We start from the raw sequence: 26,572 nt of genomic DNA on the forward strand, positions 1-26,572 counted from the left end.
GGCGACCCCCTGATCCCGGGCGAGCCTCCCCCCGAGCGGGGCGCCGGCGCACCCGGCCGGCCGGGTGCCGCCCGCGGGGCAGGAGTGACCATGGGCGAGACCTTCCGCAACTGGGCCCGGAACCAGTCCGCCACCCCCGCGGAGGTCCGCGCGCCCGCCTCCGCCGAGGAGGTCGCGCGGGCCGTGCGGGACGCCGCCGCGGCGGGCCGCCGGGTACGCATGACCGGCACCGGCCACTCCTTCACCCCGGTGGCGCTCACCGACGGCCTCCTGCTGCGTCCCGGCGCGCTGACCGGGATCCGCGAGAGCGGTGACGGCTGGGTGACGGCCGAGGCCGGGACGACGGTCTGCGCCCTCAACCGGGAGCTGCACCGGATGGGCCTGGCCCTGGCCAACATGGGCGACATCGACGCCCAGACCGTGGCCGGGGCCATCCAGACCGGTACCCACGGCACCGGCAGGGACGTCGGCGGGATGGCCGACCAGGTGCTGGCGCTGGAGATGGTGCTCGCCGACGGGGAGATCGTCACGGTCCGCGGCGACGGCGACGGGAAGATCCGCGGGGTGGCCGAGCGGGACCTGTTCGACGCCGCCAGGGTGAGCCTGGGCGCGCTCGGCGTGGTGACCGCGGTGACCTTCCGGGTGGAGCCCGCCTTCCTGCTGCACTGCGTCCGGGAGCCCATGACGCTGACCGCGATCCTCGGCTCCCTCGACACGCTCGTCGCCGGCAACGAGCACCTCGACTTCTTCTGGTTACCGCACACCGACACCTGCCTGACCAAGCGCAACAACCGCAGCCCCGGGCCGGCCCGGCCCCCGGCCGCGCTGAGATACTGGCTCGACAACCACTTCATGGAGAACACCCTGTTCGGCGCGCTGTGCGGGGTCGGCGGACGCTACCCGGGCGCCATCCCCCGGCTCAACGCGCTCTCGGCCGCCACGCTGTCGGCCTCGGCCCACACCGACGCCTCGCACCGGGTCTTCACGAGCGTGCGGGAGGTGCGCTTCCTGGAGATGGAGTACGCCATCTCGCGCGAGCACCTCGGCCAGGCCCTCCGCGAGGTCCGCGACCTGCTGGAACGGCGGGACTGGAAGATCAGCTTCCCGATCGAGGTGCGGGTCACCCCGGCCTCGGACGCCTGGCTGTCCACCGCCTACGGCAGGGATTCGGCCTATATCGCCTGCCACGTCTACCGGCCCACACCGAACCCGGCCTACTTCGAGGGCGTCGAGGAGATCATGACGAGGCTCGGCGGCCGGCCGCACTGGGGCAAGCTGCACACCCGCGACGCGGCCTACCTGGCACAGGTCTATCCCCGTTTCGCTGACTTCCTGGCGGTACGGGATGTTCTCGACCCGGGCCGCGTCTTCGCCAACGACCACCTCGACACCGTCCTGGGCTGAGGGACGGCGCCCTCCGCCTCCCCCGTCGCACGGTCCCCGGGCCGCGCCCCGTTCCCCCGAATCGGCCGCTTCTCGCCAGCTTTCGGTAAAGGGTGGCGCAAAGGCTCGCTCGAAGAGCGACGCGTCCGCGTGTCCCGTCGTTCCCTGGCGCGCACGAGGGGCAGATTCGCAGACGCCCGTGCCGCTCGACCCCGAGGGAGTCCGCTGGAGATGACCTTCTCCCGCCGTCCATGTCAGCCGCCGCCGCGTCCCGTCGTCACGGACCGCGACGACCGGCCCCCACATATCGCCGCAATCGCGGCATACCCGCCCTGGACCGGCGGACCGGCCTCACCGCCATCTCCCGGTTCTTGGTGGAAGTCCGCAGCGGTTCCCGGTGTTATCCGTGAGAATCCCTTGAGGACCCCGAAGTTGCTGCTCCAGACCGGTGCCCTGTAATTAGATGAATGGAGCAAATGTGACCGGCGTCACATCGCTGCGAGCCCCATCCAGGAAGGCGATGTTCGGACATGCCGGGTACGGTGCTGGCAGGCAACCGGCACACGCGAGAGACTCAAGGGTCCGGGGGAAGATTGAGCACGACGACGAAGGGACTCGCATGCAGGAGCTCCGACTCGTCGCGGTGAGTGAGGACGGGACCTATCTCGTGCTGGCGACAGCCGGCCGGGGAACCCGGTTCACGCTGCCCGTCGACGACCGGCTCCGTGCTGCCGTCCGCGGCAACTTCTCCCGTCTCGGCCAGTACGAGATCGAAGTGGAGAGTCCGTTGCGCCCCAAGGAGATCCAGGCCCGGATCCGTGCCGGCGAGACCGCGGAGGAGATCGCCAACACGGCGGGAATCCCGGTCGAGCGCGTGCGGTGGTTCGAGGGCCCCGTGCTCCAGGAACGTGAGTACATGGCACAGCAGGCGCAGCGCTGCGCCGTACGCCTGCCCGGCGACTCCGCTCCCGGTCCCACCCTCGGCGACCTGGTCGCCGAGCGGCTGACCCGCCGTGGCGTCCCCGCCGACGAGATCGAGTGGGACTCCGCCAAGCGGGACGACAACATGTGGCGCATCAAGCTCGGTTTCGTGTGGAACGGTCACACGCGCAACGCCGAGTGGCTCTTCGACCCGCGCCGGCGCCACATCACACCCCACGACGACGAGGCCCTGCGGCTGTCCAGCGGCGAGGACGTCGAGCCGTTCGAGGACACCACGGTCACGCCGTTCGTCCCGCGCGTGGCCAAGCTCGCGCCGGTGCCGCCGCTGGCCCCCGAGCCGCTGAACCAGCCACCGGTGGCCTTCCCCTCGGTCCTGCGGCACGAGACCCCGGTCCAGCCCCGGCCCGCCTACGCCCAGGTCGAGCCCTCGGCGCCCCCCGCGTCCCCGACGCCCTCCGCGCCGGCAGCGCCCTCGGTGCCCTCGGTGCCCTCGGCGTCCCCGGCCGCCTACCAGCAGCCGCCCATGCCCCCGCTCCCCGCCGGATACGAGGCGCCGAGGGTGTCGGTGCCGCCGCTGCGCGCTCCCGACCCGGCCGGGCACCAGCAGGAGAGGGCCCCCGAGCCGGCCTCCCCCGCGGCCCAGGGTGCCGATCCCGTCACGCGGGTCAGGCCCCCCGAGCCGGTGCTGCCCGAGCCCCTCGCCCCGTACCCGCCCCCGTACGAGCCGGTCACACCGGCGGCGCACGAGCCCGTCACGTACGAGCCGGCCGCGTACGAGCCGGTCACGCCGGCCGCGTACGAGCCGCTCACCGCCCCGGAGCCGGACCCCCCGGCGCCCGTCGCGCCGCGGCCCGTCCCAGCGCCGCAGCCCGCCGCGACGGCGGCCGAACCGCCCGCGGTGACCGCGCCGGAACCGGTGCCCGCCGCGCACGGATCCGCCATCGCGGGGGGACAGGTCATCCCACGAGAGCCGTCTCCCGAGCACGGACCGGCCACTCCCCCCGGGGAAGCGGTCACCGGGCCGGAGACCGTGGCCGAGCCCGCGGCGGCGAAGGCGCCGGAGGTCGTGCGGGCACAGGAGGTGGCGAAGACCCCGGAGATCGTGAAGACTCCCGAGGTCGCCGAGGTCGCCGAGGTCGCGAAGCCCTCGCCGCCCCCCGCGGCGGCCACGCCCGAGCCGGCCGAGCCCGCTCCGGCCGCCGTCCCGTCCGGCCCCGCCGACCAGCGATCCCCCGCCGCCGGAAAGACCGTCGAGCAGGCTTCCGCGAAAGCGGAGAAGACCGTCGCGGCGAAGGAGACCCCCGCCTCCGAACCCGCGCCGGAGACCGGATCGGCCCAGGAGGGTTCGATAGCTGTACCGGCGGCGCGCGTCAGCGTGGACGAGCGGGCCAAGGCCGAGCCGGGCAGGCAAGAGACACAGGGGGACACGGGGGCAATGCAGGAGACCAAGGTCGACAAGCCCGCGGCGGAGAAGCCCGCGGAGCCGCCGAAGCCGGCACCGGCTCCGGCGCGGCCTGCCAAGAAGTCCCGGGGACGGCGCGCGTCCGTGCCCACCTGGGACGAGATCATGTTCGGCGCTCGCCGCCAGGACTGACCGCACCGCGCGAGGCGGGGACGACCGGGACACCGGTCGTCCCCGCCTCGTCGTATGTCAGCCGCCCCCGGCGGCGTCCGGAGCGGCAGCGGCGTCCGGGATATCCGGAATATCCGGAATGAGGAACGGGGTGAGCCAGGCGGGAGTCACCTCCGCGGCGAAGGCGGGCCCCTCGGCCTCGCCGACGTCGAGGGCGGCGTAGCCGCCGGTGCCCGCTCCCACGCCCGCGGTCACGGTCAGCAGGCCGGCGCGGCGCTGGAACCAGGTCTGGCTCAGGGTCCAGCCGACCACGGCCCGCTCCTCCACCACCGCCTGGGAGCGTCGCAGCGACCCCGACCGGACCGACAGGCGGCTCCCGTCGTACGTGTGACCGAGGGACCGGTACCGGTCGAGGCCGAGTGGTACGCCAAGCAGCGCGAGGAGCAGGGCGGGCGCCGCGAGCACCCACCAGAGCCCCGACCACAGCAGGGCGGCCGGCACCGTACAGGCGGCGATCACCGCCCACGGGAAGATCGCCCGGAACAGCCTGCGCCTGCGCGCCGCCGGCGGGTGCGGCCGCAGCCCGGTGGCGATCGGGCCGACCGCCTCGCCCACCACGTCGAGCACGATGTCCCTCGGGGCCACGGGCATCAGCTGGCCCCGGGTCTCCGAGTCGCCGAGACCGGTCACTATCGCCCACGCGCGGCCGAGCCCCGCCCGGCGCTCGGCCGGTCCCTCGACGAACTCGAACCCCCGCACCCTGCGCCGCTCCAGCGACACGCTCCTGCGCGTGATCAGACCGCGCCCGGCGATCAGGTATCCCTCGCTCGCGCGGAGGGTGAAGTCCCAGTTGAACACCGCGTACATGATCACAGCGATCACCGGCATGGCCAGGACCAGCAGCACCACGGCCGCGACGAGCAGGGGCGGATGCTGCCAGATCCACTCCCCCACACCCACCACGACCCGCCTGTCGATCCTGAACTCGCTGCCCCACTGGAACGCCAGGCCCACGGCACCGGCCACCAGCGCGAACGGGGTCAGCAGGTAGGCGCCGGAGAGGGGGCCGTACGCGAGCCACTTCCGCGGCATCACGAAGAACACCCGGTCGGGGGTCGTGTCGCCCACCTCGTGGCGAGCGGAGGATCCGGAGGCTCCCTTCCGCGACCCGGCGGGCACGCCGGGCGGGCCGGGCACGCCGGCGGTGAGCCCGGTGGAACCGGAGGCGGCCCCGGCCGCCGAAGCCGCCCCGCGCGCCTGGACACGTCTCGCCGTCCGGGCGCGCGCGTGCCAGAGCAGCACGGCCTTGAGCCGCTCCCCCTCCTCGACGGTGACCCCGTCGAGCTCGCCCTCCTGCTTCTCGTCTCCGCCCGCGCCGGTGTCGATCCGCAGGACGGCGATGCCGAGCAGGCGGTGCAGCGGCGGGGCGCTGACGTCGACGCCGCGGATCCGCTCCAGCGGGATCGTCCGCACCGACCTGCTGATCAGCGACCGGGTGAGTTCCAGCCTGTCGCCGACGATCTGGTAGGTGAAGGTGGCCCAGCGCACGGCCGCGAACACGACGGAGCCGACGACGGCCATCGCCGCCCACCCGAACGACCCGAGGGAGAAACCGCCGAGGAACAGGACACCGGCCAGCGGCAGGAGGAGCGAGGGCAACATCCTGATCGGATCGGTCAGCAGCACCTTCGGGCTGAGCCGCAGGGGCCTCTCCGTCGGCGTCCTCTCCGGCGGCACGCCTCCCGTCCCCTCCGCGCCCGGCGGGACCGGGACCCCTCCCGGTACGGCTCCCGCGGCCACCTCGCCGCCGGGCACACGCGGGAGACCCGTCCCGTCACCGCCGGGCACCTGGGGGAGATCCGTCCCGTCACCGCCCTGGACGGGCGGGTGGCCCGGCACGCCACCGGGGGAACCCGGGGCGCCGCCGTCGGGGGCGGCCCACGCGCCCGCCGCGGGACCGTCCGGCCCGGCCTGCGGGTCGGATCCGGCCGGCGGACGCCCGTCAGGCACGTGTGCGGCCGGCGGACGTCCGGAGTCGGAGGAGGATTCGGTCATGTCGCGTCGTCCCTGAGCTCTTCCGCGCGGCGGGCGAGGCTCTCGGCCAGTCCGGCGGCGACCTCGTACTCAAGACCCTTGATGGTGGACGAGCCCGCGTGGGAGGCGGTGCGGATCTCGACCGTGGCCAGGCCCAGCAGGCGCTCGAACCAGCCCTGCGCCTTGTCGACCGTCTGGATCCTGCTGACGGGGACGAACACCCATTCCCTGCTGAGCCACCCGGAACGGGCGTAGACGACGTCCCCGCTGAGCTCCCACCGGTGCACGGCGTACCGCCAGAACGGCTCGACGAGCGTGCCGGGGACCAGGAGCAGCACCACCAGCCACGGCAGCCACCGGATGTTGTCGAGCGCCCACCCGGGCAGCCAGGACCACGGGTCCTCGTCGATCCACCCGGCCAGGAAGAAGGAACCCCCGGCCAGGAGAACGGACCAGAACAGTCCCTCCAGCAACCACAGCAGGATGGCCTTGCGGGAGACCGGGTTGGCGGGGGCGCGCAGGGAGACGCCGGTGCGCCCGGGAGCGCCGGCGCGGCGCTCACCCGGCAGACCGGCCGCCTTGGCCTCCTCGGAGGCGGCGCTGTGCTCATCGGCTCGGTCGCTCACGCTGTCAGCCTAAACGCTCTTGTCCCGGCGGGGCGTTCCGGCGGCGTCACGGAAGGGACTCCTCCGGGCGCCGGGGAGAGCGGCGGGGCGGGCCGGGAAACGGGCGCCTCGGCAGGACGCCTCCCGTCGGCCGCATTTCGGCGATCGACCAAGGTTTCCCCGTCTCCGGCCCAGCTGAGGCTCAAAAAGTGTCGGTGCCGCAGTGCATGCTGGAGGTCCGATGATTACTGAAAGGTGCGAGCGATGACCTATGCGATCCAGGCCGAGGGCCTGGTGAAGCGCTACGGAGAGACCCGCGCGCTGGACGGGGTGGATCTCGTCGTGCCACAGGGGCGGCTGCTGGGCGTGCTGGGCCCCAACGGGGCGGGCAAGACCACCGCGGTGCGCATCCTGGCGACCTTGCTGCGTCCCGACGGCGGCACCGCCAGCGTCGGCGGCTACGACGTGACGCGCCAGGCACACCAGGTGCGCTCGCTGATCGGCCTGACGGGCCAGTACGCCGCCGTCGACGAGATGCTCACCGGCGTCGAGAACCTGATGATGATCGGCCGCCTGCTGGGCATGACCCGTGCCGACTCCCGGGCACGCGCGAGCGAGCTGCTGAAGCGCTTCGACCTGTCCGACGCCGGCGGGCGTGCCACCAAGACCTACTCCGGCGGCATGCGCCGCCGCCTCGACCTGGCCGCCAGCCTGGTCGGCCGCCCCCAGGTGCTCTTCCTCGACGAGCCCACCACCGGGCTCGACCCGCGCAGCCGCACCGACCTGTGGAGCGTGGTGCGCGGCCTGATGGCCGACGGCGTCACGGTGCTGCTCACCACCCAGTATCTGGAGGAGGCCGACCAGCTCGCCGACGACATCGTCGTCTTCGACCACGGCAAGGTCATCGCCTCCGGCACCTCCGACCAGCTCAAGGCGACCACCGGTGCCCAGGTCCTGGAGGTGCGCCCCCTGCGGGCCGAGCACCTCGACCTGGTGGGCAAGATCATGGCCGACGTGCTGGGCGAGGCGCCCGACCTCGACGGGGGCAGGGCCACCGCCCCCGTCCACGACCCCGCGGTCGTCCCCGCGATCGTGCGCCTCCTCGACGACCAGGGCGTCATCGCCTCGGAGCTCGCGCTGCGCAAGTCCAGCCTGGACGAGGTCTTCCTGTCCCTCACCGGCCGCCTGCCCGACGACGAGAGCGACCCCAAGGACGAGGGCACCCCTCAGAAAGAAGAGATCTTCGCATGACCACGCTGACGACGACCATCCCGCAGGTGGCCGCCAAGCGCGTCACTCCCCTGGCCACGCTGCAGCAGACCATGACACTGGCCTGGCGCAGCCTGGTCCAGATCAAGCACAACCCGTGGGAGCTGCTGGATCTGAGCATCCAGCCCATCATGTTCCTGCTGCTGTTCACCTACGTCTTCGGTGGCGCCATCTCCGGGTCCACCGGCGACTACCTGCAGTTCGCCCTGCCCGGCCTGCTCGTGCAGAACGCCCTGTTCTACACGCTGTCCACCGCGATCGGCCTCAACACCGACATCACCAAGGGCGTCTTCGACCGGCTGCGCAGCCTGCCCATCGCCCGCACCGCGCCCCTGTCGGGGCGCATCATCGCCGACACCGTCAAGCAGGTGTGGGCGTTCGCCCTGCTGATCGGTTTCGGCATGGTGCTGGGCTTCCGGGTGACCACCAGCGTCCTCGGCCTGCTGGGTGCGCTGGCCCTGCTGGTCGTGGTCGCCCTGGCGATGTCCTGGATGTCGGTGCTGATCGGCCTGAAGGCCTCCAGCCCCGAGAAGGTGCAGATGATCTCCTTCTCCACGATGATGCCGCTCACCTTCACCAGCAGCGCGCTGGTGCCCTCCGCCACCTTCCCGTCCTGGCTGAAGACCTGGTCGGACATCAACCCCGTCACGCATCTGGCGGACGCCATCCGCGGCCTGCTCATCGGCGGCGACGTCGGCCAGGCCACCTTCTTCTCGCTGCTCTGGGCCGCGGGTTTCGCCGTGGTCTTCGCCCCGCTGGCGATCCGCGCGTTCCGCAGCCACGTCTAGTCTGTCGGCAGGCCGGGCTCGGGGGTGACGCCCGCTGTGCGACGAAGAACCAGGGGTGGTCACACGTGCTCGTGGTCCATGGCGTGTGGGTGGACGGGTTCGTGGGGGTCTGGGCGGAGGACACCGCCCGGACCCCCGCGTCCGTCTCCCGCGCCGCCCTGCGCCCGCACCCCTTCGCGGCGTCCACGACCGCGCTGGCCGCCGTCCTCGGTGGCGTTTCGGGGGATTTATCAAAAGAAGCCGCGAATGAGCCCCTAAGCGAAGTTTCGGGTGGGGCCCTCCCCCGAGGTGCGGGCAGGGGCCGCGGGGGCGGGACGGGCCTCCAGGGGGCCGTCCCGGGCACCCCTGGAGCCACGGGCGTCCCCGCCGTCGCGCGTATCCCGGGCGTCACGAGCGGCGGGAGCGTCACGAGCGGCGGGAGCGGCGGGAGCGCTGTGACCCTGATGAACACCACGGCCGTCGAGGCGGAGCTGGTCGTCCTGCTCCCCGGTTCGGCCTCGGGCCCGCTGCCCTCTCCCGAGTCCGGCCTGGCGAGCCGGGCCCGGAATCCGAGGATCTCCGCCTGGCGGGTCCCCGCCCTGCTGTTCCGGCCGGCCGGCGCGCTCGACCTGCTCGGCTCGCTGTCGGACCTCGGCCCCGTCCCCGCCGGTCTCACCGCCGGAAGCGGGGGCGGCGCCGAGGATCTCGCCTGGGAGCCCGCCCTCTCGCTGCGCTACCTCGCGGTGGTCGCCGAGCACGCTCGCGGCCTGGTCCGGCGCGGCCGGATCCTGCCCCAGCTCGCCTTCGAGGGCGGCGTCCACGCGGCCCGCTGGCGCCCGGTGCTGACCGGCGCCGACCTGGCCGCGCTGCCCGGCCTCGCCGGCGCGATGCCGCCGGTGTGCAGGGCGGCGGTGCGCGAGAGACCGGCCGGGGAGGTGCTGGGCGAGGTTCTGGAGGCCCTGGTCGACGGCGCGGCGCGGCTGTCGCTGCCCGGCCGCCTGATCCTCGGCAACCGTCCCGGCCCCAAGGCCGCCCTGCCCGACCGCTGGCTGTACGCGCTGACCGGCGAGGACGCCTCGCTCCCCGGTGCGAGACAGGACGAGGTCACGGAGCTCGGCGAGGCCCTGACCGGCTGGCTCACGTCGGCACACGAGCTGGACGGGCCGGTCAGGGTCTGCTTCCGGCTCATCGAACCCGCCGGCGACGACGGCTCCTGGAGGGTCGAGTTCGGCCTCGCCCCGGCGGATGACCTGGACACCGCCCCCGGCGGGGGACGCGAAAGCCTCGCGGAGCACCCGGGAGACCGGGAAGGCGAAAGCCTCGCGGAGCGCCCGGGAGACCGGGAAAGCGAAGGCGGCGGGAGCGGAGAGGACGGCGGGACCGGCCGGGGGCGTGCGGACCGCGGGCCCGCCCGGTATCTGTCGGCCGAGCGGATCCGGGCCGGCGAGCGGGCGCCGTGGCTGCCCGAGCGGCCCGAGGAGCTGATCCGCGCCGGCCTCGGCCGGGCCGTACGCCTTCATCCCGACCTCCACGTCGCGTTGCGCGCCCCCGAGCCGGTCGCCCTGACGGTCGAGACGGCGTGGGCGTTCTCGTTCCTCCGCAACGGCGCGCCCATGCTCAGGGCGGCGGGATACGGCGTACGGCTGCCGGCCTGGGCCGGACGGCAGGGGCTGGGCCTGAAGCTGACCACCCGAACGCTCGCCGGCGACGGCGGCGACGGCAGTGACGGCGGGGGCGGGGGGTTCGGCCTCGGCGGGCGGGTGAGCGTCCGGCTGGACGTCGCCGTCGGCGACCACACGATCAGCGCGGAGGAGCTGGCCGGGCTGGCCGGGCTCCGCATCCCCCTGGTACGGGTCAAGGACCGGTGGGTCGAGCTGGACGACCAGCAGGTCAAGGCCGCCCTCAAGGTGATCGAGCAGCGCGGCGGCGGCGAGAGGACCGTCAGCGAGGTGATCCGCGAGGTCGTGGAGGGCGGCGACGAGAGGCTGCCGCTGATCGCGGTCGACGCGGACGGCCTGCTGGGCGACCTTCTCTCCGGCGAGGCCGACCGCCGTCTCACCCCGGTCGCCACGCCCCGGGCGCTGCGCGGATCCCTCCGCCCCTACCAGGAACGCGGCCTGTCCTGGCTGAGCTTCCTGTCCGGGCTCGGCCTGGGGGGCATCCTGGCCGACGACATGGGCCTCGGGAAGACCATCTCGACCCTCTCGCTCCTGCTGGCCGAGCGCGAGACCGGCACGCCCGCCCCGACGCTGCTGGTCTGCCCGATGTCGCTGATCGGCAACTGGCAGAAGGAGGCGTCCAGGTTCGCCCCGTCGCTCCGCGTCCACGTCCACCACGGCGGCGCGCGCAGGCGCGACGAGGAGCTCGCCGCCGCCGTGCGGGAGGCCGACCTGGTCGTCACCACGTACGGCACCGCGCTGCGGGATCTGGGGGCGCTCGCGGGACTCGAATGGGAGCGGGTGGTCTGCGACGAGGCGCAGGCGATCAAGAACAGCTCGGCGCAGCAGTCCAGGGCGGTGCGGTCCATTCCCGCCCGCACCCGGCTGGCGTTGACGGGCACGCCGGTGGAGAACCACCTGGCGGAGCTCTGGTCGATCATGGAGTTCTGCAACCCCGGCCTGCTCGGCCCGGCCAGACGCTTCAGGACCCGCTACCAGGAGCCGATCGAGACCCGGCGCGACCCCGACGCCACCGCGGCGCTGAAGCGGGCCACCGGCCCGTTCGTGCTGCGGCGGCTCAAGACCGACCGCTCGATCATCTCCGACCTGCCGGACAAGCAGGAGATGAAGGTCTGGTGCACCCTCACCCCGGAGCAGGCGGAGCTGTACAGGGCCGTGACCGGCGAGATGCTGGGAAAGATCGACGCCTCCACCGGCATCGAGCGGCGTGGCAACGTGCTGGCGACCATGACGAAGCTCAAACAGGTCTGCAACCACCCGGCCCAGCTGCTGAAGGACGGCTCACGGCTGGCGGGCCGGTCGGGCAAGCTGGCCCGGCTGGAGGAGCTGGCCGAGGAGATCGTCGAGGAGGGCGACAAGGCCCTGGTCTTCACCCAGTACGCCGCGTTCGGCGCCCTGCTGCAGCCCTATCTGGCCGCCCACCTGGACCGGCCGGTGCTGTGGCTGCACGGCGGGCTGTCCAAGGGCAGACGCGACGCGCTGGTGGAGCGCTTCCAGAACGACGACGAGCCGATGCTGTTCCTGCTGTCGCTCAAGGCGGCCGGCACCGGCCTGAACCTGACCGCCGCCACCCACGTCGTCCACGTGGACCGCTGGTGGAATCCCGCCGTCGAAGACCAGGCGACCGACCGGGCCTTCCGGATCGGCCAGACCAGGAACGTCCAGGTCAGAAAGTTCATCTGCCTTGACACGCTGGAGGAGCGGATCGACGAGATGATCGAACGCAAGAAGGCCCTCGCCCAGAGCGTGGTCGGCACCGGCGAGGACTGGATCACCGACCTGTCCACCGACCAGCTGCGCGAGCTGTTCCGGCTCGGTCCCGAGGCAGTGAGCTGACATGGACGACACCGGATCCGGCGGCAGGCCGTTGGACGGGCGGTCCTCCGGGGAACGAACCGCCAAGGAGCGAGCTTCCAAGGAACGGACCGCCAGGGAGCGGGCCTCCGAAGGACTGACCGCCGGTGAGCGAACCGCCGACGAACGAACCGCCGACGAGCGGACCTCCGGGAAACGAACCTTCGAGGAGCGGACCTTCGAGGAGCGGATCGGGGACTTCTACTCCCCCGCCGTCCCCCTGAGCCGCGTGCGGCCCCGGCCCGACGTCGCCGGAGCCCCGGCCGACCTGCTGCTGCGGGCTCTCGAGCCGCCCGCGGTCAAGGTGCGGCACATCCCTCTGGTCGATCTGCTCAGGAAGCCCTACCGGGAACTGGGCGGCGACTGAGGCTCCGGGCCCGCCGCTCCGGCGGGCGAAACTCGTTTTGGAAGTCACTCCAACCCCTTCCGTCCCTCGATTTTCCCATATTTCCGGCTTTTTCCCCGCGGCAGAACCTCGCGATCCGGTCTGCACATCTTCCAGACCCGCGTAGCATCATCGGGCATGGGGCAGCCGAAAACGTCTACGCGCCGCCCGCGGCACATCTCGAAGGTGACAGTGGCCGCGGCGCTCGTCGTCATGTCCTCGGGCTGCGGGATGGCCAACGGCATGGCCTCGACGGAACGGTTGCAGCTGGAGCCGATCGCCGTCTCCAGCCCTCAGGTCAGAGACGGCGGCCCCCTGCCGTCCGACTACTCGTGCAAGGGTTCGGCCGGCAACCCGCCGCTCCGCTGGTCCCGCGTGCCGGAGGGAACGAAGTCCGTCGCGATCGTGGTGGACAACAACTCCCGGACCGGCGGCGAGGTGAACTGGGTCGTTTTCGACATCGATCCGCGGACTAATGAGCTACCGGAGGGTAGCGTCCCGGTGGGAGCCGTCGAAGGGAGCACGACGAGTGGCAAGGTGGGCTATAGCCCTCCGTGCGACGCCCAGGAGAACTATCGTTTCACTGTCTACGCGCTGGACGGCAAGGTCGATCTTCGTAAGGGAACCTTCCTCGACAAGACCTTGAAGAGCATCGCGGACAAGACGATCGCCTGGGGACGGCTCACCGTGGCGCACATCGAGTGACTGGCCGAACACCGGAGGTAGTAATGGTTACCGATTCTTCACTTAGGGTGTGACAACGCTCATAGTGGTCCGACACAATCAGATCCAATGTCCGAGCGCAGGTGATGCATGGGGGCAGGTCGCGTCGATGGCCGCGCGACCTCACCGGCGCCGCTGTAAGGCCATGGCCTTGAGGGTGGTGCAATGATCGCGGTCGTAGTAAGCCTGGTCGCCGTCGTGCTCCTCGTGCTCGTCGTCGTGGCACTGGGAATGCGGTCGATGAACCGCAGGGAGAGCGCACTCCCCGCGGAGCGTCTGCGGGAGATGGCGGAGAAGGAGGCGCTGACTCCGACCATGTCCAGCGACGACTTCGCCACCAGAGAACCGAAGATGAACCATTTCACCCCCGACCTGACCCCGTTCGACGAGCCGAAGCCGCCGCGCCAGCCGCGGCCGCCGAGCTCGCGGGGCAAGCGCGGGCTGAACGAGTTCGGCCAGGTGGACGACTACGACGACGACTACTGGACGCGGCTCCAGGCCGACGAGGGCGGTTTCGGAGGGTCCTTGGCGGCTCGGATGGGCGCGAGCCGTCCCGTCGAGCAGGACGACCAGAAGGTCGACGCCGACGCGGTGACCGTGCAGGCCCCGCTGCCGACCAGGCCCCAGCCGTCCCGCGGCGCCCCGCAACGCCCCTCGGCCCCGCCGGCCAGGCCCGCCGCCGAACCGGCCATCGCCTCCGCCTCGCTGCCCTCCGGTCTCTCCGACCTGGTGGCCCCGGTCCAGCCGAACCCGGCTCCCACGGCCGCCTCGCTCGCCGAGCAGAAGACCGTGACCTTCGCGGCTCCCACTCCGGGCGCCTTCGGCGAGGCCCGCCCCTCGCGGGCGAGCTCCCGTCGCGGCGGCAACAGGGCGTCCTCGCAGCCGGCCGCCCAGGGCAACGGCGGCTCGCCCCGGTCCGCCCAGGGCGGCGGCCCGACCCGGCCCGACCCGCTGAACGACCCGCTCGGCGGCTCCTACTCCCGCCGCGGCGCGGGTTCCGCGGCGAACGGCGCGGGCTCCCGGCCCAGCGGCGCCGCCTCCCCCGCGGCCGGCAACGGCGCCCCCGGCGCCCGTCCCGGCCCGGCCGGCGGCCGTCCCGGCGCCGGTCCCGGCGGCGGTGCCCCGATGCCCCCCATGGGGCCCACGACCAGCGGCGGCTTCCCCGCCGCGGCCGCGCCCGACCCGCTCGCCGCCTCCTACCGCACCCCGTCGCAGCCGCCCAAGACCGGCAACCCGGCGGACAACCCGTGGGCTCAGGCCACGAACCCCTCGTCGGGAGGCTGGCCGGCGGCGAACACCGCCGACATCCTCGACGACCCCGGCCCCTCCTACTCCTCCTACCAGACGCCGGTCTACAGCGCTCCGCCCTCCGGCTCGTACGAGGTCAGCTCGGGCTGGGCCACCATCGAGGACGACGCGATCACCGGCCCGAGCCCGGCGGTCTCCACCTCGACCGGCCCCTCCCGGACCTTCTCCTCCACCCCGGACCGTCCGGCCGACCCGCGGGGCGGGGCGGCGACGGGCGGATCGCCGGGTGGATACGGCTACGAGCCCCGGCAGGCCAGCCCGGCCAGCCCGGCCGCCTGGCCGGAGCCCGGCACTCCCAACGGGAGTGACGCGGCGAGCTGGCCGAGCTACGGCGAGCTCTACGGCACGGCGCCGGCCCCCGAGGCCGCGGCCACCGGCTCCGACGCACGAGGCCGGGCAAGCTCGCGGGGCAACCACCACCGGGCCCAGGAGCCCGACTACCCCGACTATTACCGCTGATTCTTTCCGTCCTCCGTAAAGGCCTCGGGTAAACACCCGGATGGCGAGGGGCAGCACCGTAAGGTCTGCCCCATGGAGACGGACACGAAGAGCGACGGTGTTCTGACAGCGGGTGGCCTCGCCCCCGTGCTGCGACATGATCTGCCCGCCTCCCTGGTGGTCTTCCTGGTGGCCGTACCCCTCTCTCTGGGCATCGCGGTCGCCTCGGGAGCGCCACTGGCGGCGGGACTCATCGCCGGCGTGGTGGGCGGCGTCGTGGCGGGTTTCCTGGGCGGTTCCGTCGTCCAGGTGAGCGGGCCGGCGGCCGGGCTCTCCCTGGTGGTGGCCGATCTCGTGGTCACGTACGGCTGGCGGGCCACCTGCATGATCACTCTGCTCGCGGGCGCCCTGCAGCTGCTGCTGGGCGTCTGCCGGGTCGCCCGCTCGGCGCTGGCGGTCTCCCCCGCCGTGGTGCACGGCATGCTGGCCGGGGTGGGCGTGGTGATCGCCCTCGCCCAGTTGCACGTGGTGCTCGGCGGAAGCCCGCAGCGCTCCGCGATCGAGAACCTGATCGAGCTGCCCCACCAGATCATCCACAATCACACGCACGCGGTCTTCGCCGGTCTGCTGACCATCGCGGTCCTGGTCGCCTGGACGCGCCTGCCGCAGCCGCTGCGGAACCTCCCGGCGCCGCTGGCGGCCCTGCTCGTCGCCTCGGTGACCGCCTGGGCGCTCGGCTGGGAGGTCACCCGGATCGACCTGTCGGCCAGCCTGGACTCCTGGGCCGGCCCCGTCTGGCCCCAGGGCGACTGGCACGGGATCATCGGGGCTGTGCTGCTCGTGGCCCTGCTCGCCGGGGTGGAGTCGCTGCTCTGCTCGGTGGCGGTCGACAAGCTGCACGACGGCAGGCGCTCCGACCTCGACAGGGAGCTCACCGGCCAGGGCGTGGCCAACATGGTGACCGGCGCGCTGGGCGGGCTGCCCGTGGCCGGGGTCATCGTCCGCAGCACCACCAACGTCCGCGCCGGGGCCCGCAGCCGGTGGTCCACGATCATGCACGGGGTCTGGATCCTGCTGTTCGCGGTCGGGCTGGGGTGGATGATCGCGCTGATCCCGATGGAGGCGCTGGCCGCGCTCCTGGTCTTCATCGGCGTGCAGATGGTCAACATGGGGCATCTGCGCAACCTGCGCGGCCACAGCGAGGTCCCGGTGTACGTCGTCACGATGGCCGGGGTGGTGCTGCTCGGTCTCGCCGAGGGCGTGCTGGTCGGCCTCGGTCTCGCCGCGCTGTTCGCGTTGCGCCGCCTCACCCGGGTGACCGTGCGGGCCATGGCCGAGCCCGACGGCCGCTGGCACGTGGTGATCGCCGGTTCGCTGACCTTCCTGGGGGTGCCCACGCTCACCTCGGAGCTGCGGGCCATCCCCGCGGGGGCCGCGGTGGACCTCGACCTGAACATCGACTTCATGGACAACGCGGCCTTCGAGGCCATCCACGACTGGCGGAACGAGTACGAGCGCGCCGGCGGGACCGTGAACATCGACGAGATCCACGACGAGTGGTACGCCATGGCGGCCAGCGGGGTCCGGGTGTTCCCCGCCAAGACGCCGCCCCGCGCTCCCGACCGGTGGTGGCTGCCCTGGTCCCACCGGCGGAACGGGCAGCGGACGAACCGCCAGCCGCTGCTCGCCTCCCGGCACGCGCCCCGCGACGACGGCCCTGCGAGTCCCGCCGTGCCCGATCTGCTGGCCGGGGCGCGGGAGTTCCACCGGCGGACGGCTCCGCTGGTCCGCCCCCTCCTGCACGATATGGCCCGCGGGCAGGAGCCCTCGCATCTCTTCATCACCTGCGCCGACTCCCGCATCGTGCCGAACCTGATCACCGCCAGCGGTCCCGGCGACCTGTTCACCGTCCGCAACCTCGGCAACCTGGTGCCCCGGCTGGGGTCGGTTCCGGCGGACGACTCGGTGGCGGCGGCGATCGAGTACGCCACGGGCTCGCTCAACGTCCGCACCATCACGGTCTGCGGGCACTCGGGCTGCGGGGCGATGGCCGCGCTGCTCAGCGGGGGCGAGAAGGCGGCGGGCCTGCCCGCGTTCGGCCGCTGGATGCGCCACGGCAACCACACCCTGGCGAGGTTCATCTCGGGCGAGAGCGCCGGTGAGGACGACGGGCCGCTGGACCGCCTCTGCCGGGTCAACGTGATCCAGCAGCTGGAGAACCTGCGGACCTACCCGCAGGTGGACCGGCTGTTCCGGGCCGGGCACCTGGAGCTGGTCGGCATGTACTTCGACATCGGCACCGCCCGGGTGCACCTGCTGGAGCATCCTCCGACCGCGAGCCGTCCGCTCTGAGCGGATGCCTTGCGCCACGGGTGAAAGCCTGTGGTCACGCGCCGGCCGGGCGCCCAGGATGAGGCGCTATGAGAATGCTGATCATCGGTGGCTCGGTCTTCCTCGGCCGGGCGATCACGGAAGAGGCGCTGCGGCGCGGGCACGAGGTCACGACGTTCAACCGGGGACGCAGCGGGGTGGACCTGCCGGGCGTGGAGGCGGTCAGGGGCGACCGCGAGGTGCCCGCCGACCTGGACCGCCTGGTGGAGGGCCGGGAGTGGGACGCCGTCATCGACGTCATGGGCAGGATCCCGAGGGTGGTCGGCGAGTCGGTGCGCCGGCTCAGCGGCCGGGCGGGCGTCTACACGTACATCTCCAGCATCTCGGCGCTCGCCGACTTCCCGGTGAAGGAGTGCGACGAGAGCTCGCCACGATACGAGTGCGCGCCGGACGCGGGGCCGGAGGACGGCGAGTACGGCATGCTCAAGGCGGGGTGCGAGCGGGCGGTGGAGGAGGGTTTCGAGGGCAACGCTCTGATCGTCCAGCCGGGTCTCATCCTCGGCCCGTACGAGGACGTGGGCCGCCTGCCCTGGTGGCTGGACCGGATCTCCCGGGGCGGGCGGGTCCTGGCACCTGGCGACCCGGACCGCGCGATGCAGGTCATCGACGTGCGTGACCTCGCCGCGTTCGTCCTCGACCGCACCGAGGCCGGGAAGGCCGATCGGTTCCTCGCCGGCGGGGTGCCGGGCAACGTCACCTACGGCGGCTGGCTGGCCGAGTGCCGCGCGGTGACCGGCTCCGACGCCGAGTTCGTCTGGGCCGACGACCGGTTCCTGCTCGACCGGGAGGTGCGGCCGTGGACGGAGTTCCCCGTCTGGGCGCCGGACGATCCCGAGTTCGCCGCGGTCTGGCTGACGTCGTCGGCGAAGGCCCTCTCGGCCGGGCTGACCTGCCGCCCGGTCGCCGAGACCGTACGCGACACCTGGGCGTGGCTGCGCGACGTCCCCCCGGCGGAGCGGTCGTTCCGCGCGCACGGCATCGATCCCGAGAAGGAGGCCAGAATCCTCGCCGAGTGGGCATAGGGGTTTCCATGGACATCCAGCTCACTTTCGACGCCCACGATCCGCCGTCGCTCGCCGCCTTCTGGGCGGAGGCCCTCGGTTACCGCCTCCAGCCGCCTCCCGAGGGGTTCGACAGCTGGGAGGCCTGGGCGAACGCCCAGGGCATCCCCGAGGAGCAGCATTCCAACCGGTCCGCCATCGTGGACCCTGCCGAGGGGCGGCCCCGCTTCTACTTCCAGCGCGTGCCCGAGGGCAAGACCGCCAAGAACCGCCTCCATCTGGACGTCAACGTGGGCGGTCCTTCCGGCACGCCGCTGGAGGAGCGCCGCAAGCTCGTGGAGGCGGAGGTGGGACGGCTCGTCGCGCTGGGGGCCGTCGAGGTGCGGACGGTGGAGGAGCACGGCGAGTACTGGACGGTCATGACCGATCCCGAGGGCAACGAGTTCTGCCTGCAGTAAGCATGCATTTCTACGCATACATCGCGCTGGTGGACGCATAGATTCATCGCTGTCCGGCTCCGTCCCCCGAATGCCGGACAGCGGTCCACGCTCCCAGGGCCGAAGGTGGAGGGCGGCCGATTCCGCCCTCCACCCACCCGGGCCCTGTGCCGTGTCACGCGCGGCGGGTATGCCTCATCGTCCAGTTGGTCTCCCAGGTCTTCTCCCCGTCCGCGGAGAACGCCTGCTCCCACAGGGCCGAGGTCGGCGTGATCTCCGACCAGGTGTACCGCATCCGGATGGGCGTGCCTTCGCGGGTCTCGTCGCCGTGGAACACGCCCTTGCCGTCGGCGAACCTGCCGAAGACGGGATTGTGCATGACTCCGGTCTTGCTGTCGATCCAGTAGATCGCCCACAGTTCGCGTTCGATGTCGAAGGTTCGTATCGACGCCCCCTTGAAGCCCTTCGTGGGGAAGGTGATCTCGTCGAAGACGCCCGCGCCGTCGAAGAAACCGCGGCAGACGGCGACGCTGGGAAACTCCTCCCACTCGTCTTCTCCGCTCAGCGGTTTGAGGAGCCTGCGGTTGTCTATGTCCCAGGTGCCGTGCAGGAAGTCGAAATCGCTGTTCATGCTGGGATGTTAAAGCCGTTCTCTTACATTCTCAGCCGATCGGGCGCAGAAATCTCGCGCCCGCGCGGGCGTTGCGCGGCACCCGTATGAGGGGTACCGTCACGGCGCCCGGACCCGTGCGCTTTCCCGCCCGATTCCGGCACGGGGGCCGGGAGACGGCGCACCACGGGGACGTTCGACATGTGCGGGGGCATATAACTCAGGGCACTACGCATACGGCACGGAGGTCGGCGATGACTGAGTGGCACGCGTTACGGGAAGAGCTGGTCTCGCGGGTGCGCACGCGGGGCATCAGCAGGGTCGTGGCCGACGCGTTGCGGGCGGTGCCGCGCCATGTGTTCCTGCCGCGGCTCGCGGCGGAGGCCGTCTACCAGGACGACGCGATCGTGACCAAGCGCGACGCGGAGGGCCGCCCGATCAGTTCCTCCTCCCAGCCGGCGATCATGGCCCTGATGCTCGACCAGCTCGGCGTGCGGCCGGGACAGCGGGTGCTGGAGATCGGGACGGGAACGGGCTACAACGCCGCCCTGCTCGCCCATCTGGTGGGACCGGAGGGCCTGGTCGTGAGCGTCGACATCGACCCCGACCTGGTGGCGGCGGCCGGTGAGCACCTGGCGGCCGCGGGCCACCCCGAGGTGAGGCTGGTGTGCGGCGACGGCGCAGAGGGGTTCTCCCCGGAGGCGCCCTACGACCGGGTGATCGCCACGGTCGGCGTGTGGGATCTCGCCCCGGCGTGGCTGGATCAGCTCGCGCCCGGCGGGCGCCTCGTCGCCCCGCTGGACCTGCGGGGGGTGCAGCGCTCGGTGGCGATGGAGCGGGACAACGGGCACTGGACGAGCCGCTCGGTGCTGCCCTGCGGGTTCATGCGGATGCGCGGCCCCTTCGCCGGTCCGGAGACGACGCTGGTGCTGGACCGGGAGTCCGACCTGGCGATCTCGCTGCCCGAGGCGAGCGAGATCGGCGACGTGCTGGGGGCGCTCGACGGACCCGTGGTCGAGCTGTCCACCGAGATCAGCGCCGGCCTCTCCCAGCTCCTCGACGGGTTGAGCCTGTGGCTCGCGGTGCACGAGCCCCGCTGGTGCACGATCTCGGAGGCGCGGCCCGGGTGGCTGGCCTCGCCCCCGCTCGACATGACGGGCTTCAGGATGGCCGTCGGCATCGTCGAGCGCGACAACCTCTGCCTGCTGGAGCCGTCACCGGACGGGACTCTGATCGCGCGCGGCCACGGTCCGGACAGGATGCGGCTGGCGAGCGAGTTGGTCGCCCACATCCAGGCGTGGGACATGGCGGACAGGCCCATGACGTCGGGGCTTCGCATCGACGCCTACCGGGGTGACCCGCCCGACGGCGGGCTGCTCCTCCGAAAGCGCCACACCACGCTCGCCCTGTCCTGGAAAGACCTCTGACCGCACCTCCCGCACACGCCAGAAAGCAAGCGGTCCCGGCCGGTGGCCGGGACCGCCTCACGTTCTTACTTGGAGCACCGGTTGGCGACGCAGAGCGGCAGGCCTCGGCCTTCCCCCGTGCCGGGTCCCCGGGCGACGCCAAATCTTGGCAGAGGATCACCAGGACGCGCGCGGGGGCGCGTCCCCTGGCGGTGGCGATGCGAGGCTGAGACGAGGGTCGGCCTCGCGTCGCGGGAACAGGGGGAATCGATGAAGATCGACCGATTCGGCGGGCCGGTGCTCTCGCTCTTCCGCATGGTGACGGGCTTCCTTTTCCTCTGCCACGGCGTGGCGTCGATGTTCGGCGTCTTCGGCGGTAACCCCGCCACCGGCCGGGCCGTCGATTTCGCGGTCTGGCCCGGCTGGTGGGCCGCGCTCGTCCAGGTGCTCTGCGGCGGTCTCGTCCTCGCCGGCCTCCTCACCCGTCCGGCCGCGATCCTCGCGTCCGGTTCGATGGCGTACGCGTTCTTCGTGGTGCACCTGCCGCAGGAGCTCCTGCCGCTGCGCAACGGCGGTGAGCCTTCGGCGATGTTCTGCTGGTCGTTCCTGCTCATCGCCGTACTGGGCGCGGGCCCGTGGGCGCTCGACAGCCTGCTCCAGCGCCACCGGGAGGACTCCCCGGAGCCCGGTCCCGCCCATGTCGCCGTGCGTTCCGGGGGAAACTGACCGCCGGAACGCACGGGGTCCGGCGGGCTCACGGCGGAAATCCGCATCTTTTTCATCTCTTCTGCGAGATTCGCGAAAAGCCCACGTCAGGGCGCCTGGACCGGCTCGGGGCTAAGGCCGGCAAGGCCGTGCGGCACGCCGCGTGAGGGCGCGTTTCCGCAGGTCAGGCAGAACGTGAACATACGTTTCACGTTTGCCAAACGCGGATCGCCCGGTCAAGGATGGAGCATCTCCGACCGAGCCCCCGACCAGGGGTTCATTCGGCATGCCACCCACCGCCCGCGCCCACCCCGAGGAGGGGACGATGATCCATGCCCGAGGGCTGACCCGGCGATTCAAGGTGAGAAAGGGAAGTGTCGACGCCGTACGCGGCCTCGACATCGATGTGGAGGCGGGCCAGCTGGTGGCCTTTCTCGGCCCCAACGGTGCGGGGAAGTCCACCAGCCTGCGGATGCTGACCTCCCTGCTCCCGCCGACGTCGGGAACCGCGATCGTCGCGGGCCGCGACGTCGTGTCGGACCCGGCGGGGGTTCGCGCCCGCATCGGGTACGTCGGCCAGAAGCACGGCTCGGGCGAGAACTTCCGCGTCCGCGACGAGCTGGTGACCCAGGCGCGCTGCTACGGCCTCCGCCCGCCGGAGGCGCGCCGGCGGGCCGACGAGATCCTCGGCCTGCTGGACCTGGAGCCGCTGGCCGCCCGCAAGCCCGGCACCCTGTCCGGCGGCCAGCGCCGCCGCCTCGACATCGCCCTGGGGCTCGTCCACCGGCCCGAGCTGCTGTTCCTGGACGAGCCCTCGACCGGTCTCGACCCGCAGAGCCGCGCCGACATCTGGGAGCACATCCTGCGGCTGCGCGAGTTGCACGGCACGACCCTCTTCCTGACCACTCACTACCTGGAGGAGGCCGACAACATGGCCGAGCGGGTGGTGATCATCGACCACGGCCGGATCATCGCCGACGGGACGGCCGAGCGGCTGAAAAGCGACCTGGCCGGTGACCGCGTCACGATCACCGTCCGCGACGAGCCGGGGGCGGCGAGGGCCGCAGGGATCGCCGGGCGGATCACCGGTCCCGGCGCGGTCACCGTCGACGGGACGACGGTGCGGCTGCGGGTGCCCCACGCGGGCGCGGCACTGCCGGAGTATCTCCGATCGCTGGAGTCGTCCGGGGTGAAGGTCGCCACCGCCGAGACCGCCCGTCCCACGCTGGACGACGTCTTCCTCGCGCTGACCGGCCGCAGCCTGCGCGAGAGCGACGAGACCGGCGAGCTCCCGGCCGAGACCGGCGGGCCCTCGAACGGCACGAGCGGTGTCTGACCGTCCCCTCCCCCCACCGGCCAGAAAGGCCACATCGTGAGCGTGCAGTTCTTCCGTGACACCGCAACCGTCTTCTCCCGCGAGTTCGCCCCCGTGGTGCGCGAACCCCTCGGGCTCCTCTTCACCATGGGCCAGCCGCTGCTCTTCCTGTTCCTGTTCGGCCCGCTCCTCGGAGGAACGGGAGGCTTCGAGGGGCAGGGCTCGCCGTGGCAGTGGTTCGTGCCCGGCATTCTGATCATGATGTGCCTGTCCGGGCCGATGATGGCCGGATACTCCCTGCTGATCGATCTGATCGGCGGCTCGATGGAGCGCATGCTGGTCACCCCGCTGAACCGCACGGCGATGCTGATCGGCCGGACGATGAAGGAGTTCGCCATCCTGCTGGCCCAGGCCGCGCTGATCATCGCCCTCGCGGTGCCTCTGGGATTCCGCCCGCACCCCGCGGGCGTGCCGGCCGGCCTGGCGGTGCTGACCGTGTTCGGGATCGGCCTGGGCGCGCTCTCCTTCGCCCTCGCGATCGCGTCCAGCCCGGGCGGTGATCTGTTCTACGGGGTCACCCAGCTGGTGGTGTTCCCGCTGATGCTGCTGTCGGGGGTGCTGCTGCCGGTGGACTCCGGCCCGGGGTGGCTCCGGGCCGTCGCCGCGCTGAATCCGGTCGCCTACGTCGTCGAGGCGGAGCGGGCGCTGTTCTCCGGCCGGTTCGCGGACCCGTCGGTGCTGTACGGGACGCTCTGCGCCTGCGCCGTCGCCGCGGTGGGCCTGGTGATCGGCACCAGGGCGATGCGCCGCGGCGTCTGACGCCCGTTGACAGGTCACCGGCCCACCGGATCACCGGGGTGCCGGGCCGCCCGTCGTGGAGACGCGCACCTCGGCGGGGTACCGGGAACGGCCGGCCGCCCGGGGATCCCGGGCGACCGGCCGATCAGGTGGACGACGCCGGAGACGCGCCGTGGCGAAGGATCACCGCGGAATCACCACGGGGACGGCGCCGGCGGCGCGACGACCGGCGGACGGTCGTCGCAGGTTATGGTGTTCGGCAGCATCCACGGGGCGAGCCAGGCTCCGGTGGTGCCGCCCCCGTCGTTGCCGCCGAGGTCCGTCAGCGAGAACTCGGAACCGGTGGGCGGGAAGTTGAACGAGCCGCAGTTGTTGACACCGACCGCGCCGACGTTGCGGGCGTCCACGTTCTCGAAGGAGGCCGACCCCTTCACCCGGGCGCTGACCACGGAGGTGCCGGTGCCGTCGACCCTGATGTCCTTGAAGTGGACGTTCGTGATCGAGTAGAGGTCCTTCACGCCCCAGTCGCTGACCAGCATGATCGCGTTGTAGGTGTTGTCGAGGAAGTGGTTGCCGACCACCTGGATGTCCGCCTCGATGTTCTTGTCGAGCGCGTAGAGCCAGATGGCCCCCAGGCCGATGTTCCAGTTCAGCTCGTACGTGCCGGCCCGGACCGTGGTGTTGTCCTTGATCGACAGTTTTCCGGCGAACGCCTCGGCGCCGAAGCGGGAGCCGACGTGGATGCCGCTGCCCTCGCGGATCGGGTCGGCGACGAGGTTGTTCGAGACGGTGTTGTCCGTGCCGCCGTAGACGGCGATGCCGTTCGCGAGGGTCGGCGTCTGCACGGTGTTGCGGTCGAACGTGTTGCGGGCGTTGGCGATCTTCTCGGACCACAGGGCGAGGCCGTCGTCGCCGGTGTTGCGGGTGAAGTTGTTCGACACGACCGAGTCCGTGACGCCGCCGTGGAAGTTGAGGGCGTCGGCGATCTGGTCGACGATGATGTTGTTCGTGATCTTCAGGTTCCTCATCGGCCCGTCGAACCACATGCCCACCTTGGTGCGGTGGATGTAGAGGCCGTCGACGGTCGAGTCGCTCAGCGCCCCGCCGATGCCGTTCACCTGGTCGGTGTCGATGCGCTCGCGGACGTCACCCTCGATCGCGAAGCCGGACAGGTGCACGTTCCTGCTGCCGCCGTCCGCCGCGTCCTTGCCGTAGAAGCCGACACCGGTGTGCACCGAGCCGTCGGGGGCCGGGGCGGGGAGGGTGACCTCCTTGCCCTTGATGATCGTGTACCAGTTGCCGGCGCCCTCGATCGTCACGTTGTCGACGATGATGTGGCGGTTCACCTGGTAGACGCCCGGCGGGATGTAGACCTTGAGGCGGTTGCGCTTGGCGAAGGCGATCGCCCTGTCGATCGCGTCGGCGGAGTCGCGCCGGCCGAGCGGGTCGGCGCCGAACGCCAGCACGTTCGCCGCGACGAGCCTGACGTGCGGCGCGCCGACGAGCTCCGAGTCGAGCAGGTCGATGACCGTCCACGCCGCGTTGCTCCCGGCCGGGACCGTGAGCCGCACCTTGTCACCCGCGCGGTACGTCCTGCCGAGCAGGAGACGCTGCTCGTCGTAGAAGTGGGTCGGGCGGAACGGCTTGGTGATCGTCGGGGCAGGTGTCGTGGCGCTGGGCACGCAGGCGCACTCGGTGATCCACCAGTCGGGGTGCAGCAGGTCGGCGTTCGGGTCGTTCGTGAACGGGTACTGGTTGTACAGCCACGAGTACTGCGACGTGAGGGTCATCACCCGCTTGCCCTTGCCGTTCACCGTGACGTCGAGCGGCGCGGTGATGCCGCCGCCGTCGGGGGCGTCCGGAATGCTGTAGCGCACGGTGATCGCGTTGGCCGTCTTCGGCAGCGTGAACTCGACGTGCCGGCCCGGCGTCAGCCTGACCGCCCTGCGGCCGGACGCCTCCCCCGCCACCGTGTACGCGGCGCGGTCCGGGCCGATGACCGTGCCGTTCGTCGTGGCGTTCTCCGCCTCCTGCTCGGCGAAGGCGACGTCGGCGCCCCGGCCCGCGACGAGCGACGGGTCGAGGGCGGCGCGCGTCACCACGGGAGCCGGTGCCCCGCCCGTGCCGGCGAGGGCCGGGGCGCCGGGCACGACGCCGAGACCGGCAAAGGCCGCGACCACCGCCGCGACCGCCACCGACGCCCTTCGCGGTGGCCTGCCGGTCCATCTCGCCACAGCTCCTGTGATGCTCCGTGACATCGGATGCTCGTTTCTGTCGGGGGGTGAACACCTGAAGGCACTCGGGGCGGAGCGAACGCCACGAGGGTGAGGTGACAGTAGGACTCCGATGCCTCGTTCCACAAGGCTCCTGCGAAATAGTTTCGTAATCTTGCCTTATAGCTGCGGATACCTCTTAGGTTCTTGCAGCGCTTGTCGTATGTCGTTGCGGTGTCTCGCACTGACCGCCGGCAGCCCGGCGGCCACGACGCTGGGAATGATCAGGGCGAGGTGGTTCGCTCCGTCCGAGAAGGCTCCACGCGTGATGTACGTGCAGAGCGACACGGTCCAGACGGCCGCCGACCAGGCGAGGACGAATATCACGGTCCGTTCGGCGACGCCGATCCGTTCCGCGACGGCCTGGTTGGTGCGGCCCTCGGCCATCAGCGCGAGGACCTCGCGCTCGCGGCCGGTGAGCGCGCGCAGCGGGTCGTCGGCGCGACCATGGCGGCCGACCAGCTGGTCGACGACGATCGGGTCGAACGCCGAACCGCCGCCGCCCACCTGCCGGACCGACGCCGCGAACCCCGCCAGGTCGGACACCCTGTCCTTGAGCAGGTAGCCGACACCGTGGGCGCCGTCGTCGAGCAGTTCGAGGGTGTAGCTGACGCGGACGTACTGGGACAGGACGAGCACCCCGACGCCGGGACGGCGCCGGCGGATCTCCCGGGCC

General features: G+C 72.0%; 19 protein-coding genes. 14 read left to right on the forward strand and 5 right to left on the reverse strand.

The window, feature by feature from the left end; genetic code table 11:
• Positions 1-90 precede the first annotated feature (90 nt).
• Both ACTOQ1_RS03500 and sepH read left to right on the forward strand, forming a co-directional pair.
• Positions 91-1,404 carry a D-arabinono-1,4-lactone oxidase gene (locus ACTOQ1_RS03500; protein ID WP_440064351.1) on the forward strand — a complete coding sequence of 438 codons (1,314 nt, stop codon included), beginning with the start codon at positions 91-93 and terminating at the stop codon, positions 1,402-1,404.
• Positions 1,405-2,002: 598 nt separating this feature from the next.
• Complete coding sequence (sepH, locus tag ACTOQ1_RS03505) at positions 2,003-3,919, forward strand: septation protein SepH (RefSeq protein ID WP_440064353.1); 1,917 nt, start codon at positions 2,003-2,005, stop codon at positions 3,917-3,919.
• Between the two features lie 57 nt (positions 3,920-3,976).
• On the opposite strand, the gene ACTOQ1_RS03510 is transcribed toward sepH, so the two are convergent.
• Together ACTOQ1_RS03510 and ACTOQ1_RS03515 are read right to left on the reverse strand one after the other, a co-directional pair.
• Positions 3,977-5,953, reverse strand: a complete 1,977-nt coding sequence (locus tag ACTOQ1_RS03510; protein ID WP_440064355.1) for a PH domain-containing protein — start codon at positions 5,951-5,953, stop codon at positions 3,977-3,979.
• Complete coding sequence (locus tag ACTOQ1_RS03515; RefSeq protein ID WP_440064357.1) at positions 5,950-6,558, reverse strand: PH domain-containing protein; 609 nt, start codon at positions 6,556-6,558, stop codon at positions 5,950-5,952. The genes ACTOQ1_RS03510 and ACTOQ1_RS03515 overlap by 4 nt, the downstream gene beginning before the upstream one ends.
• 243 nt (positions 6,559-6,801) lie before the next feature.
• On the opposite strand from ACTOQ1_RS03515, the gene ACTOQ1_RS03520 reads away from it, so the two are divergent.
• The 8 genes from ACTOQ1_RS03520 to ACTOQ1_RS03555 all read left to right on the forward strand — a co-directional run bounded on the left by ACTOQ1_RS03520 (position 6,802) and on the right by ACTOQ1_RS03555 (position 18,810).
• Complete coding sequence (locus tag ACTOQ1_RS03520; RefSeq protein ID WP_440064359.1) at positions 6,802-7,788, forward strand: ATP-binding cassette domain-containing protein; 987 nt, start codon at positions 6,802-6,804, stop codon at positions 7,786-7,788.
• Positions 7,785-8,594 carry an ABC transporter permease gene (locus ACTOQ1_RS03525; protein ID WP_440064361.1) on the forward strand — a complete coding sequence of 270 codons (810 nt, stop codon included), beginning with the start codon at positions 7,785-7,787 and terminating at the stop codon, positions 8,592-8,594. Before ACTOQ1_RS03520 ends, ACTOQ1_RS03525 begins: the two co-directional genes overlap by 4 nt.
• A gap of 443 nt (positions 8,595-9,037) precedes the next feature.
• Positions 9,038-12,088, forward strand: a complete 3,051-nt coding sequence (locus ACTOQ1_RS03530; protein WP_440064772.1) for a DEAD/DEAH box helicase — start codon at positions 9,038-9,040, stop codon at positions 12,086-12,088.
• 589 nt (positions 12,089-12,677) lie between these two features.
• Complete coding sequence (locus ACTOQ1_RS03535; RefSeq protein WP_440064363.1) at positions 12,678-13,196, forward strand: YbhB/YbcL family Raf kinase inhibitor-like protein; 519 nt, start codon at positions 12,678-12,680, stop codon at positions 13,194-13,196.
• 183 nt (positions 13,197-13,379) lie between these two features.
• On the forward strand, positions 13,380-14,981 hold the full coding sequence (locus ACTOQ1_RS03540) for a hypothetical protein (protein ID WP_440064365.1): 1,602 nt from the start codon (positions 13,380-13,382) through the stop codon (positions 14,979-14,981).
• 72 nt (positions 14,982-15,053) lie between these two features.
• Positions 15,054-17,312 (forward strand): SulP family inorganic anion transporter, encoded by a 2,259-nt coding sequence (locus ACTOQ1_RS03545; protein ID WP_440064366.1) that lies wholly within the window; start codon positions 15,054-15,056, stop codon positions 17,310-17,312.
• Positions 17,313-17,380: 68 nt separating this feature from the next.
• Positions 17,381-18,373, forward strand: a complete 993-nt coding sequence (locus tag ACTOQ1_RS03550) for an NAD-dependent epimerase/dehydratase family protein (RefSeq protein WP_440064367.1) — start codon at positions 17,381-17,383, stop codon at positions 18,371-18,373.
• Positions 18,374-18,381: 8 nt separating this feature from the next.
• On the forward strand, positions 18,382-18,810 hold the full coding sequence (locus ACTOQ1_RS03555; RefSeq protein WP_440064369.1) for a VOC family protein: 429 nt from the start codon (positions 18,382-18,384) through the stop codon (positions 18,808-18,810).
• A gap of 154 nt (positions 18,811-18,964) precedes the next feature.
• On the opposite strand, the gene ACTOQ1_RS03560 is transcribed toward ACTOQ1_RS03555, so the two are convergent.
• The gene (locus ACTOQ1_RS03560) at positions 18,965-19,420 is read right to left on the reverse strand and encodes a hypothetical protein (RefSeq protein WP_440064371.1); all 456 of its coding nucleotides are present in this window, start codon (positions 19,418-19,420) and stop codon (positions 18,965-18,967) included.
• A gap of 233 nt (positions 19,421-19,653) precedes the next feature.
• Here ACTOQ1_RS03560 and fxlM point away from each other — a divergent pair, with 233 nt between their 5' ends.
• The 4 genes from fxlM to ACTOQ1_RS03580 all read left to right on the forward strand — a co-directional run bounded on the left by fxlM (position 19,654) and on the right by ACTOQ1_RS03580 (position 23,644).
• Positions 19,654-20,826, forward strand: a complete 1,173-nt coding sequence (gene fxlM / locus ACTOQ1_RS03565; protein WP_440064373.1) for a methyltransferase, FxLD system — start codon at positions 19,654-19,656, stop codon at positions 20,824-20,826.
• Between the two features lie 249 nt (positions 20,827-21,075).
• A complete protein-coding gene (locus tag ACTOQ1_RS03570) occupies positions 21,076-21,531 on the forward strand; it encodes a DoxX family protein (protein ID WP_440064375.1) in 456 nt (151 codons plus the stop codon).
• Between the two features lie 304 nt (positions 21,532-21,835).
• A complete protein-coding gene (locus ACTOQ1_RS03575; RefSeq protein WP_440064377.1) occupies positions 21,836-22,846 on the forward strand; it encodes an ATP-binding cassette domain-containing protein in 1,011 nt (336 codons plus the stop codon).
• A gap of 36 nt (positions 22,847-22,882) precedes the next feature.
• Positions 22,883-23,644, forward strand: coding sequence for an ABC transporter permease (locus tag ACTOQ1_RS03580; protein WP_440064379.1), 762 nt, complete (start codon positions 22,883-22,885; stop codon positions 23,642-23,644).
• A gap of 173 nt (positions 23,645-23,817) precedes the next feature.
• Here ACTOQ1_RS03580 and ACTOQ1_RS03585 read toward each other — a convergent pair whose 3' ends face one another.
• The gene (locus tag ACTOQ1_RS03585) at positions 23,818-25,857 is read right to left on the reverse strand and encodes a glycosyl hydrolase family 28-related protein (RefSeq protein ID WP_440064381.1); all 2,040 of its coding nucleotides are present in this window, start codon (positions 25,855-25,857) and stop codon (positions 23,818-23,820) included.
• A gap of 159 nt (positions 25,858-26,016) precedes the next feature.
• Entirely contained in the window at positions 26,017-26,535 is a 519-nt protein-coding gene (locus ACTOQ1_RS03590) for a LuxR C-terminal-related transcriptional regulator (protein WP_440064383.1), read from the reverse strand.
• Positions 26,536-26,572: the final 37 nt, after the last annotated feature.

Origin of the sequence: Streptosporangium sp. OZ121 (assembly GCF_051918885.1) — a bacterium.
GTDB lineage: Bacteria > Actinomycetota > Actinomycetes > Streptosporangiales > Streptosporangiaceae > Streptosporangium.